Here is a 10,976-nt window from a genome sequence, read left to right as displayed (position 1 = left end):
CAGGTCACGCACCAGGCAGCGGTGAAGTCGACGAACACCGGCGTGCCGGCGGCGCGCAACTCGGCCACACGCTGCTCGCTCCAGGGCTCCCAGGCCGAGCCGGCCTCGCCGCTGCGTGCCGGCGAGCTGGCCGCCGACGCGTGCAGCGTCGGCAGCATCCACGACAGCGCCGCGGCCAGGCTCAGCACGCCGATCGCACCGAAGGCCGCGCGGCCGATGCCGCCGATGCCCGGCGTGCCCAGTGCCCAGACGATGAAGGCCAGCGCCAGCAGCACGGCCAGCAGTGCCGAGGCGCCGTCGATGCCGACCTGCTGCCCGATCACCCAGACCAGCCAGATCACGGTGGCGAACATCGGGAAGGCCATCAGCACCTTGAAGCGCGCCATCCAGGCCCCCGGGCGCGGCAGCAGCCGGGCCAGGCCCGGCCACAGGCTGGCGGCGAGGTAAGGCAGCGCCATGCCCAGGCCGAGCGCGGCGAATACGGCCAGGGCCTGTGACGCCGGCAGGGTGACGGCGAAGCCGAGGGAGGCGCCCATGAACGGCGCGGTGCAGGGCGAGGCCACCGCCACGGCGAGCACGCCGGTCAGGAAGGAGTCCACCATCGGGTGGCGGGCCTGCAGCGACGCCAGGCTGCTCGGCAGCACCGAGCCGAACTCGAACACGCCAGCCAGGTTCAGGCCGATCAGCGTGAACAGCGCAGCGAGCACCGCGATCACCGCAGGCGATTGCAGCTGGAAGCCCCAGCCGAGCTGCTCGCCGCCGGCGCGCAGCGCCAGCAGTGCTGCAGCCAATGCCACGAACGAGAGCACCACGCCGGCGGTGTAGGCGAAGCCGCCGAGCGCCAGCGCGCGGCGGTCGTCGGCGTGCGAGGCGAAGCCCAGCACCTTCAGCGACAACACCGGGAACACGCAGGGCATCAGGTTGAGGATGGCGCCGCCGACCAGCGCGAACAACAGCGCCAGGCCGAGCCCGAGCGGCGGCGCGGCGGGGGCAGGCGCCGGCGTGGCGGCCGGCTTCGGCGTGGTGCCGGGGGCGGGCCAGGCACCGGCGATGTCGAAGCCGACCCGCACGCCAGCCTTCTCGCCCGAGGCAGCCAGCACCGCGTCCATGCGCGCGGGCGAGTCGATGCGCTGGTCGGACAGCGGCACGCGCACCGTCCAGCGCTGGCCATCCCAGCGCGCCGGGCGCGGCAAGGCGTTGTCGAGCACGCCGGGCGCCTCGGGGAAGAACTCGACCGCCTTGCCGGCCCATGCCGCCGGCAGCCCGTCGACCACCAGCGACAGACCGTCGGTGCCGACCGTCGCCGTGGCCTTGGCATCGGCCAGCGTGCGCGGCTTCGCCGCTGCCGCGGCCTCGAACTCGGCCGCGCGCGCCGCGAAGGCCGAAGCCACCGGGATGTCCAGCGCGAAGTCGCCGCCCTCGGGGATGCAGACGTCCTTGCACACCAGCCAGTCGGCGCGCAGCTTCACCGTCAGCGTGTCGGCGGCGTAACCGGCCGGTACCTCGACCTTCACCGGCAGCAGCAGGCGGCCCTCGTAGCCGTAGTTCATCAGCGGGCCGATCGGCAGGCGCGCCGGCGTGGGCCATTCGATCTCGCCGGGCTTGAAGCCGTCGGGCAGCGTCCACTGCAGCGTGGTCGGCAGGCCCGAATCTCCCGGGTTCTTCCAGTAGGTGTGCCAGTGCGGCTGGTGTTCGATGGCCAGGCCCAGCCACAACGGCTGACCCGGCGCCACGCCCTGCGGCGCATGGGCGACGAGCTCGGCGCGCACCTGCTCGGTGGTGACCGTCGCCGCGCCGCCGGGCAGCGCCGAGGCGGGAAGGGTCAGGATGAGGGGCAGGGCGGCGAAGAGCGCGCGCAGCAGACGCATGGTGGTGAGAAGCAGACGAAGCAACCCGCAATTGTCGAGGCGGCCGGCCCGAAAAGCGTGACGTAAGGCAACCGGCCGAACATGCGCAGCGATCATCTCAGCTCCTGTACATCCACAGGGGCGCGGCAGGGGCGAAGACCCGTCGGAACCGGGGGTCGGTCGAAATGACCGGGTAACCACGTATAATTCCGAGGCTTTGCTGCTTGCAGACGTGACCGCGCACCATGACCGACACGATCGACCACGGTGCACGACACGCCGGTTACGCAGATGAGGCGCAGGATCCGCCTTTCAAGACACTGTCTCGCGAAGAAGCACAGGCCTTGAAGGCCAAACTCCCGCAGGTCTCGCCCTGGCGGGTCGTCGCGGCCCAGGCCGTGGCGGGGTTGTCGTGCGCGGCCATCGCCTGGCTGCTCACGCAGCACAGCGGGGTCGCCTGGTCGGCGCTGTACGGCGCGCTGGCCGTGGTGTTGCCGGGTGCCTTGCTGGCGCGCGGCATGACGCGAGGGGCCGGTTCTCCGGTGGCTGCGGCCGCGGGGTTCCTGTTCTGGGAGATGCTGAAGATCGGGGTGGCCATCGCCATGCTCGTGATCGCGGCGAAGGTGGTGCCCGGCTTGAGCTGGCCCGCCCTGCTGCTCACGATGGTGGTGTGCATGAAGGTGAACTGGGTCGCGCTGCTGTGGCGCGCCCGCTGAAGCGACAACGAGCTCGAGAAGACGAACATGGCAGCAGAAGGCACAGCGCACGCGCCCACCGCCGGTGAATACATCGTTCACCACCTGCAGCATCTGCAGACGGGCAAGCAGACCGCGGTGGTGGATTTCTCCATCATCAACCTCGATTCCCTGTTCTTCTCCGTCACGCTCGGCGTGCTCGGCTGCTGGCTGCTGTGGCTGGCCGCGCGCAAGGCGACCTCCGGCGTGCCGGGTCGTTTCCAGGCCGCCGTCGAGGTGCTGGTCGAGATGGTCGATTCGCAGGCCAAGGGCATCGTGCACAACGCCACCAGCCGCAAGCTGGTCGCGCCGCTGGCCCTGACGGTGTTCGTGTGGATCTTCCTGATGAACGCGATGGATCTGCTGCCGGTCGACCTGATCCCGGCGATCTGGCATTCCGTCGGCCCGGCGCTGGGCTTCAAGGACTACATGCGCGTCGTGCCGACCGCGGACCTGTCGATCACCATGGGCCTGTCGCTGGGCGTGCTGATCGTCTGCCTGGTCTACAACGTCAAGATCAAGGGCGCTGGCGGCTGGATCCACGAACTCTTCGCCGCGCCGTTCGGTGACAAGTGGTTCCTGTACCCGATCAACTTCCTCATGCAGATCATCGAGTTCGTCGCCAAGACGGTCTCGCACGGCATGCGACTGTTCGGCAACATGTACGCCGGCGAACTGATCTTCATGCTGATCGCGCTGATGGGCGGCGCCTGGGCCCTGTCGGGCACCGGCATCGCGCTGTTCCTCGGCCACATCATCGCGGGCTCGGTGTGGGCCATCTTCCACATCCTGATCATCACCCTGCAGGCCTTCGTGTTCATGATGCTCACGCTGGTCTACGTCGGTCAGGCCCACGACGCGCACTGATCCGCGCACCTCGGTTTTCCCTCCCCCTTTTCTTTCTCAATCCATCAAGGAGCCACCATGGAAGTCATTAGCTTTGTTGCCCTCGCCGCCGGCCTGATCATCGGTCTGGGCGCCATCGGCGCTTGTGTCGGCATCGGCATCATGGGCAGCAAGTACCTCGAGTCGGCCGCCCGCCAGCCCGAGCTGATGAACGAACTGCAGACCAAGATGTTCCTGCTGGCCGGCCTGATCGACGCGGCGTTCATCATCGGCACCGGTATCGCCCTGTGGTTCGCCACGGCCAACCCGTTCCTGGCCCAGATCGCCAACCTGCCGAAGTAAGTCGTCGCCGCCCGCGCGCGACATTTCACTGACGTTCCAGAGGCAACAACGTGAGCATCAACGCTACGCTGATTGCGCAGTTGATCGTCTTCCTGATCCTGGTGTGGTTCACGATGAAGTTCGTGTGGCCGCCGATCACGAAGGCGCTCGACGAGCGTGCGCAGAAGATCGCCGACGGCCTGTCGGCCGCCGACAAGGCGAAGGCCGACCTCGCCAGCGCCAACAAGCGTGTCGAGGAGCAGCTCGCCGCTGCCCGTACCGACGCCGCCCAGCGCCTGGCCGATGCCGAGCGCCTGGCCCAGCAGATGATCGAGGAGGCCAAGGGCCGCGCGTCCGACGAGGGCGCCAAGATCATCGCTGCCGCCAAGGCCGAGGCCGAGCAGGAAGCCGTGAAGGCCCGCGAGGCGCTGCGCGACCAGGTCGCCGCGCTGGCGGTCAAGGGTGCCGAGCAGATCCTGCGCAAGGAGGTCAACGCCTCCGTGCACGCCGACCTGCTCAACCGCCTGAAGACGGAGCTCTGAGCATGGCCGAGCTGGCAACCATCGCACGGCCGTACGCCGAGGCGCTGTTCAAGGCGGTGCCTGCGCAGGGCGCCGCCGACGTGGCCGCGCAGGTGGGCGTGATCGCCCAGGTCGCCGCCCACGAGCAGGTGCGGCAGTTCGCCGACAACCCCAAGGTCGGCGCGCAACAGGTCTTCGACCTGATCGCGACGGTGGCCAAGCTCTCGCTCGGCGACGCGGCGAAGAACCTGCTGCGCACGGTGATCGACAACGGCCGCCTCGCGGCGCTGCCCGAGATCGCTGCGCAGTTCCATGCTCTGGTCAATGCGCGCTCCGGCGTCTCCGACGCCACGGTGTACAGCGCCTTCCCGATCGACGCGACGCAGCTCCCGCAGGTGGTGGCCTCGCTGGAGAAGCGCTTCGGCCGCAAGCTCAACGTGAGCGTGGTGGTCGATCCGTCGCTGATCGGCGGTGTGCGCGTGGTCGTCGGCGACGAGGTGCTCGACACCTCGGTCAAGGCCCGACTCGAACAAATGAAGGTGGCTCTGTCCGCGTGAGCGTGGCCAGGTCGTCCCGGAGAAAGACATGAATCTGAATCCCGCAGAGATTTCCGAACTGATCAAGAGCCGCATCGAGGGCCTCGGCGCCTCGGCGGACATCAAGAACCAGGGCACGGTGGTGTCGGTGACCGACGGCATCGTGCGCGTTCACGGCCTGTCCGACGTGATGGCCGGCGAAATGCTCGAGTTCCCCGCCACCAAGGACGGCCAGCCGACCTTCGGCCTGGCGCTGAACCTGGAGCGCGACTCGGTCGGCGCGGTGATCCTGGGTGAGTACGAGCACATCTCCGAGGGCGACACCGTCAAGTGCACGGGCCGCATCCTGGAAGTGCCGGTCGGCCCCGAGCTGATCGGCCGCGTCGTCAACGCGCTGGGCCAGCCGATCGACGGCAAGGGCCCGATCAACGCCAAGATGACCGACGTGATCGAGAAGGTCGCCCCGGGCGTGATCGCGCGCAAGAGCGTGGACCAGCCGGTGCAGACCGGCCTGAAGTCGATCGACACCATGGTGCCGATCGGCCGTGGCCAGCGCGAGCTGATCATCGGCGACCGCCAGACCGGCAAGACCGCGGTGGCGATCGACACGATCATCAACCAGAAGGGTCAGAACATGACCTGCATCTACGTCGCGATCGGCCAGAAAGCCTCGTCGATCAAGAACGTGGTGCGCGCGCTCGAGCAGAACGGCGCGATGGAATACACCATCGTCGTCGCCGCCTCGGCCTCCGAGTCCGCCGCGATGCAGTACGTGTCGGCCTACTCCGGCTGCACGATGGGCGAGTACTTCCGCGACCGCGGCCAGGACGCCCTGATCATCTACGACGACCTGTCCAAGCAGGCCGTCGCCTACCGCCAGGTCTCGCTGCTGCTGCGCCGCCCGCCGGGCCGCGAAGCCTTCCCCGGTGACGTGTTCTATCTCCACAGCCGCCTGCTCGAGCGCGCCGCGCGCGTGAACGCCGACTACGTCGAGGCCTTCACCAAGGGTGAGGTCAAGGGCAAGACCGGCTCGCTGACCGCGCTGCCCGTCATCGAGACGCAGGCCGGCGACGTGTCCGCGTTCGTGCCGACCAACGTGATCTCGATCACCGACGGCCAGATCTTCCTCGAGACCTCGCTGTTCAACGCCGGTATCCGCCCCGCGATCAACGCCGGTATCTCGGTGTCGCGCGTCGGTGGCGCTGCACAGACCAAGCTGATCAAGAGCCTGTCCGGCGGCATCCGTACCGACCTGGCGCAGTACCGCGAGCTGGCCGCGTTCGCGCAGTTCGCCTCCGACCTCGACGCCGCCACCCGCAAGCAGCTCGACCGCGGCGCCCGCGTGACCGAACTGCTCAAGCAGCCGCAGTACTCGCCGCTGCCGATCAGCCTGATGGCTGCCTCGGTGTACGCGGTGAACAAGGGCTACATGGACGACATCGACGTCAAGAAGGTGCTGCCGTTCGAGCACGGCCTGCACCAGCACCTGAAGTCCAGCCACGCCGGCCTGCTCGCCAAGCTCGAGAAGGACAAGGCCATGGACAAGGATGCTGAGGCCGAACTGAACAACGCGATCGCGGCGTTCAAGAAGTCCTTCGCCTGACCGTCACAAGGAGCTAGACCATGGCGGTCGGCAAAGAGATTCGCGGCAAGATCAAATCGGTGGAGAACACCAAGAAGATCACCAAGGCCATGGAAATGGTCGCCGCCTCCAAGATGCGCAAGGCGCAGGATCGGATGCGCGCCGCGCGTCCGTACAGCGACAAGATCCGCAACATCACGGCCAACCTGTCGCAGGCGAACCCGGAGTACCAGTCGCCCTACATGCGCCAGGGCGGCAACGCGAAGAAGGTGGGCATCATCGTCGTCACGACCGACAAGGGTCTGTGCGGCGGCCTGAACACCAACATCCTGCGTGCCGTCACCAACAAGATGCGCGAGCTGCAGGGCGAGGGCGTCGCGGTGGAGGCGGTGGCGATCGGCAACAAGGGCTTCGGCTTCCTGAACCGCATCGGCGCCAAGGTCGTGTCGCACGCCATCCAGCTCGGCGACGCGCCGCAGCTCGAAAAGCTGATCGGCCCGGTCAAGGTGATGCTGGATGCCTTCGTCGCCGGCCAGCTCGATGCGGTCTACCTGTGCTACACGCAGTTCATCAACACGATGAAGCAGGAGCCGCAGGTGCAGAAGCTGCTGCCGCTGTCGGCCGACCACCTGCAGCAGACCGCCGCCGAGAAGGCGCAGTACGGCTGGGACTACCTCTACGAGCCGGACGCGCCCACCGTCATCGACGAGCTGCTGACGCGCTACATCGAGGCGCTGGTCTACCAGGCGGTCGCCGACAACATGGCGTCGGAGCAGTCGGCGCGCATGGTCGCGATGAAGGCCGCGACCGACAACGCCGGCAATCTGATCGCCGAACTGAAGCTGGTCTACAACAAGACCCGCCAGGCCGCGATCACGAAGGAACTCTCCGAGATCGTCGGTGGCGCCGCCGCCGTCTGATCACGCACACGAATACCGATTGAAGGAAAGACAAATGGCCAACACTCAAGCCCAGGGCAAGATCGTCCAGTGCATCGGCGCGGTCGTGGACGTGGAGTTCCCGCGTGACCAGATGCCCAAGGTCTACGACGCGCTGAAACTCGAAGGCTCGGCGCTGACGCTGGAAGTGCAGCAGCAGCTCGGCGACGGCGTGGTGCGCACGATTGCCCTCGGTTCGTCCGACGGCATCCGCCGCGGCCTGATGGTCACCAACACCGGCGCGGCGATCACCGTGCCGGTCGGCAAGGCCACGCTCGGCCGCATCATGGACGTGCTGGGCAACCCGATCGACGAGCGCGGCCCGGTCAGCGCCGAGCTGTCGGCCTCGATCCACCGCAAGGCCCCGACCTACGACGAGCTGTCGCCGTCGCAGGAACTGCTCGAAACCGGCATCAAGGTGATCGACCTGATCTGCCCGTTCGCCAAGGGCGGCAAGGTGGGCCTGTTCGGCGGCGCCGGCGTCGGCAAGACCGTCAACATGATGGAGCTCATCAACAACATCGCCAAGGCGCACTCGGGCCTGTCGGTGTTCGCCGGCGTGGGCGAGCGCACCCGCGAGGGCAACGACTTCTATCACGAGATGTCGGACTCCGGCGTCGTGAAGCAGGACAACCTCGCCGAGTCGAAGGTGGCGATGGTGTACGGCCAGATGAACGAGCCGCCGGGCAACCGCCTGCGCGTGGCGCTGACCGGCCTGACGATCGCCGAATCGTTCCGCGACGAAGGCCGTGACGTGCTGTTCTTCGTCGACAACATCTACCGCTACACGCTGGCCGGCACGGAAGTGTCCGCGCTGCTGGGCCGCATGCCTTCCGCGGTGGGCTACCAGCCGACGCTGGCCGAGGAAATGGGCCGCCTGCAGGAGCGCATCACGTCGACGAAGGTCGGTTCGATCACCTCGATCCAGGCCGTGTACGTGCCCGCGGACGACCTGACCGACCCGTCGCCGGCGACCACCTTCGCCCACCTCGACGCCACCGTCGTGCTGTCGCGTGACATCGCCGCGCTGGGCATCTACCCCGCGGTGGACCCGCTGGACTCCACCAGCCGCCAGATCGACCCGAACGTCGTCGGCGAAGAGCACTACACGACCACGCGCGCCGTGCAGGCCATCCTGCAGCGCTACAAGGAGCTGCGCGACATCATCGCCATCCTGGGCATGGACGAGCTGTCGCCGGAAGACAAGCTGGCCGTGGCCCGCGCGCGCAAGATCCAGCGCTTCCTGTCGCAGCCGTTCCACGTGGCCGAGGTGTTCACCGGCACGCCGGGCAAGTACGTGCCGCTGAAGGAAACCATCCGCGGCTTCAAGATGATCGTCAATGGCGAGTGCGACTCGCTGCCCGAGCAGGCCTTCTACATGGTCGGCACGATCGACGAGGCCTTCGAGAAGGCCAAGAAGATCCAATAAGGAGCCACGATGATGGCCACCATCCACGTCGACGTCGTCTCCGCGGAAGAGAACATCTTCTCCGGCGAGGCGAAGTTCGTCGCACTGCCCGGTGAAGGCGGCGAGCTCGGCATCCTGCCGCGCCACACGCCGCTGATCACCCGCATCAAGCCCGGCGCGGTGCGCATCGAGCGGGCCGACAACGGCGAGGAGGAGTTCGTCTTCGTCGCCGGCGGCATCCTCGAGGTGCAGCCGCACTGCGTGACGGTGCTTGCCGACACCGCCATCCGCGGCCACGACCTCGACGAGGCCAAGGCCACGGAAGCGAAGAAGCTGGCCGAAGAGGCGATGAAGAACGCCAAGAGCGACATCGACTTCGCCGCCGCGCAGAGCGAGTTCGCCACCATGGCGGCCCAGCTCGCCGCCATTCAGAAGCTGCGCCGCAAGTAAGCAGATCCAGCGGCCGCCGCGGAACCGGCTTCGCCGGGCCGCCGGCGGCGCCCCCTGGGGGGAGCGCCGTGAGGCGCTAAGGGGGGTTACTTCCTCACGCCGAAGACCCAGGCGATCGCCGAGAAGCTCACGAAGGCGAGCGCGGTGCTGACCATGATGATGCGCGTCACGCGCCCGTTGTCGGCGCCGTAGCGCTCGGCCAGGATGGCCACGTTGCTGGCGCTGGGCAGCGCGGCATTGAGCACCAGCACCAGCAGCGCGAAATGCGAGACGCTGGCGCCCGCCGCGTTGGCGATCACGCCACCGCTGAGCACCAGCAGCGGGTGCACGAACAGCTTGACCAGCGCCACCGGCAGGTAGTCGCGCAGCGGCGTGCGCGAGTGCACGTGCTGCTGCGCGCGCCACAGCACCGCACCGATGGTGAACAGCGCCACCGGCGTGGCCGCATCGCCGAGCATGCGCAGGATGTCCTTCACCGGGCCGGGCTGCGGGATGCCGGTAGCGGCCACCAGCGCGCCGAGCGCAATCGCCCACGGCAGCGGGTTGCTCAGCGCACCGCGCAGCGCGCGGCCGAACGGTGCGAGCAGTCCGTGCTTCGTCGCCGTCTCGCTGGCCGGGCGAAGCTGCGCCAGCGCCAGGCACAGCGAGCTGGTGAACACGATGTCGATCAGGATGCAGCCGATCAGCGGGCCGGCGCTTTTCTCGCCGAGCAGCCCGATCAGCAGCGGGAAACCCATGAAACCCGAGTTCGGGAAGGCGGCCACGAGTGCGCCGAAGGCGGCATCCTTCATCGAGACGCCGGGGCCGTCGGGCGTGCGGCGCAGTGTCAACGCGATGGTGAACACCACCATCAACAGCGCGCTGCCGCCCCAGATGGCGATCAGCACCGGATCGATCAGCTGCGCGAACGGCATGCTGGCGCCAAAGCGGAACAGCATGCACGGCAGGGCGAAGAACAGCACGAAGCCGTTCAGTCCCGGGATGGCGGACTCGGGCAGGTAGCCGCGCTGGACTGCGAGGTAGCCGAGGAGAACGAGCGCGAAGAAGGGGAACGTGACTGCCAGGATCGCCTGCATGGCTGCGAGTATCGCAGCGGCAAGTGGGGCCGGCCGTTCAGTCCCAGTGCGCGTCCAGCCGCTGCAGGCGCTCGCGAGCCTCGTGTTCGCCGAACTGCAGCGAGATCGCGCCGAACAGGTGAGAACGCAGGTGCCACAGTTCGCCGCGGCTGCGCGCCTGCAGGATGCGCACGTCCAGCGCGCAGCGCGGCTGCGCGGGCAGGTCCTGAACCAGCGAGCTGATCAGGCGGCGCAGGAAGAGCAGGTCGTGTTCGTCTTCGTCGGGCGCGGGCCGGTCGAGCCCGGCCAGGCGCAGGACGCTGTCGAGGGCCCGCTTCCAGCGGGTGTCGGAGGGCGAGGGCATGACGGTTCGTGGCATGTCGTTGTCGCGGCGGCCTTCGTGAGGCTGGCGCAGGTGGCGCGGGAGCCGGGTTGGCGAGGCGAACTGTGCCCAAGCCGAAACCAAACGAAAAGAGCCGCGACCAAAACGAACCGGTAAGGCAACGAAAACAACCGAACACCGCGCCCGCGCGTTGCGGTCCGCCCGACGGCGCTGTGACTTTTGCCCGCGCCCCGGGTGGGGCCGGGCAGGGGCGAACACCCCCGCTATCATGGCGCGCCCCTCGCACCGCCCACCGCCCGTGTCCGAACCCGCATCGCTCAACCCGGCCCAGATGGAAGCGGTGCACCACCTGGGCGGGCCCTGCCTCGTGCTGGCGGGCGCCGGCTCGGGCAAGA

General features: G+C 68.2%; 13 protein-coding genes. 10 read left to right on the top strand and 3 right to left on the bottom strand.

The window, feature by feature from the left end:
- Positions 1-1,892, bottom strand: a 1,892-nt coding sequence (locus AB7U92_RS13025; RefSeq protein WP_428577304.1) for a protein-disulfide reductase DsbD family protein, incomplete at its 3' end; no start/stop codon positions are given.
- Positions 1,893-2,092: 200 nt separating this feature from the next.
- On the opposite strand from AB7U92_RS13025, the gene AB7U92_RS13020 reads away from it, so the two are divergent.
- The 9 genes from AB7U92_RS13020 to AB7U92_RS12980 are packed head-to-tail and all read left to right on the top strand — an operon-like array spanning position 2,093 to position 9,183.
- A complete protein-coding gene (locus AB7U92_RS13020) occupies positions 2,093-2,563 on the top strand; it encodes an ATP synthase subunit I (RefSeq protein WP_428577301.1) in 471 nt (156 codons plus the stop codon).
- Between the two features lie 27 nt (positions 2,564-2,590).
- Positions 2,591-3,448 carry a FoF1 ATP synthase subunit A gene (gene atpB / locus AB7U92_RS13015; RefSeq protein ID WP_428577298.1) on the top strand — a complete coding sequence of 286 codons (858 nt, stop codon included), beginning with the start codon at positions 2,591-2,593 and terminating at the stop codon, positions 3,446-3,448.
- Positions 3,449-3,505: 57 nt separating this feature from the next.
- The gene (gene atpE / locus AB7U92_RS13010) at positions 3,506-3,769 is read left to right on the top strand and encodes a F0F1 ATP synthase subunit C (protein ID WP_293433262.1); all 264 of its coding nucleotides are present in this window, start codon (positions 3,506-3,508) and stop codon (positions 3,767-3,769) included.
- A 50-nt stretch (positions 3,770-3,819) separates the two neighbouring features.
- The gene (locus AB7U92_RS13005; RefSeq protein ID WP_428577295.1) at positions 3,820-4,290 is read left to right on the top strand and encodes a F0F1 ATP synthase subunit B; all 471 of its coding nucleotides are present in this window, start codon (positions 3,820-3,822) and stop codon (positions 4,288-4,290) included.
- 2 nt (positions 4,291-4,292) lie between these two features.
- A complete protein-coding gene (locus AB7U92_RS13000; protein WP_428577293.1) occupies positions 4,293-4,826 on the top strand; it encodes a F0F1 ATP synthase subunit delta in 534 nt (177 codons plus the stop codon).
- Positions 4,827-4,854: 28 nt separating this feature from the next.
- Complete coding sequence (atpA, locus tag AB7U92_RS12995; protein WP_428577290.1) at positions 4,855-6,408, top strand: F0F1 ATP synthase subunit alpha; 1,554 nt, start codon at positions 4,855-4,857, stop codon at positions 6,406-6,408.
- A 20-nt stretch (positions 6,409-6,428) separates the two neighbouring features.
- On the top strand, positions 6,429-7,307 hold the full coding sequence (atpG, locus tag AB7U92_RS12990; protein WP_428577287.1) for a F0F1 ATP synthase subunit gamma: 879 nt from the start codon (positions 6,429-6,431) through the stop codon (positions 7,305-7,307).
- Between the two features lie 34 nt (positions 7,308-7,341).
- Positions 7,342-8,754, top strand: a complete 1,413-nt coding sequence (gene atpD / locus AB7U92_RS12985) for a F0F1 ATP synthase subunit beta (protein WP_428577284.1) — start codon at positions 7,342-7,344, stop codon at positions 8,752-8,754.
- A 12-nt stretch (positions 8,755-8,766) separates the two neighbouring features.
- Positions 8,767-9,183 carry a F0F1 ATP synthase subunit epsilon gene (locus tag AB7U92_RS12980; RefSeq protein WP_428577310.1) on the top strand — a complete coding sequence of 139 codons (417 nt, stop codon included), beginning with the start codon at positions 8,767-8,769 and terminating at the stop codon, positions 9,181-9,183.
- 86 nt (positions 9,184-9,269) lie between these two features.
- Here AB7U92_RS12980 and AB7U92_RS12975 read toward each other — a convergent pair whose 3' ends face one another.
- Positions 9,270-10,259, bottom strand: coding sequence for an AEC family transporter (locus AB7U92_RS12975; RefSeq protein WP_428577282.1), 990 nt, complete (start codon positions 10,257-10,259; stop codon positions 9,270-9,272).
- A gap of 37 nt (positions 10,260-10,296) precedes the next feature.
- Positions 10,297-10,617, bottom strand: a complete 321-nt coding sequence (locus AB7U92_RS12970; RefSeq protein ID WP_428577279.1) for a hypothetical protein — start codon at positions 10,615-10,617, stop codon at positions 10,297-10,299.
- Positions 10,618-10,849: 232 nt separating this feature from the next.
- On the opposite strand from AB7U92_RS12970, the gene AB7U92_RS12965 reads away from it, so the two are divergent.
- A partial coding sequence (locus AB7U92_RS12965; protein ID WP_428577307.1) for a UvrD-helicase domain-containing protein occupies positions 10,850-10,976 on the top strand: 127 nt, incomplete at its 3' end.

Source organism: Piscinibacter sp. (assembly GCF_050175855.1).
Taxonomy (GTDB): domain Bacteria; phylum Pseudomonadota; class Gammaproteobacteria; order Burkholderiales; family Burkholderiaceae_C; genus Piscinibacter.
The sequence above is the reverse complement of the archived record's forward strand: the minus strand, read 5'-3'. Positions and strand labels throughout refer to the sequence as shown.

Bases quoted from the DNA above. Each gene is read 5' to 3' on its own strand.
- AB7U92_RS13020 (WP_428577301.1), top strand. From the start codon at position 2,093: ATGACCGACACGATCGACCACGGTGCACGACACGCCGGTTACGCAGAT.
- atpB (WP_428577298.1), top strand. From the start codon at position 2,591: ATGGCAGCAGAAGGCACAGCGCACGCGCCCACCGCCGGTGAATACATC.
- atpE (WP_293433262.1), top strand. From the start codon at position 3,506: ATGGAAGTCATTAGCTTTGTTGCCCTCGCCGCCGGCCTGATCATCGGT.
- AB7U92_RS13000 (WP_428577293.1), top strand. From the start codon at position 4,293: ATGGCCGAGCTGGCAACCATCGCACGGCCGTACGCCGAGGCGCTGTTC.
- atpA (WP_428577290.1), top strand. From the start codon at position 4,855: ATGAATCTGAATCCCGCAGAGATTTCCGAACTGATCAAGAGCCGCATC.
- atpG (WP_428577287.1), top strand. From the start codon at position 6,429: ATGGCGGTCGGCAAAGAGATTCGCGGCAAGATCAAATCGGTGGAGAAC.
- atpD (WP_428577284.1), top strand. From the start codon at position 7,342: ATGGCCAACACTCAAGCCCAGGGCAAGATCGTCCAGTGCATCGGCGCG.
- AB7U92_RS12980 (WP_428577310.1), top strand. From the start codon at position 8,767: ATGGCCACCATCCACGTCGACGTCGTCTCCGCGGAAGAGAACATCTTC.
- AB7U92_RS12975 (WP_428577282.1), bottom strand. From the start codon at position 10,259: ATGCAGGCGATCCTGGCAGTCACGTTCCCCTTCTTCGCGCTCGTTCTC.
- AB7U92_RS12970 (WP_428577279.1), bottom strand. From the start codon at position 10,617: ATGCCACGAACCGTCATGCCCTCGCCCTCCGACACCCGCTGGAAGCGG.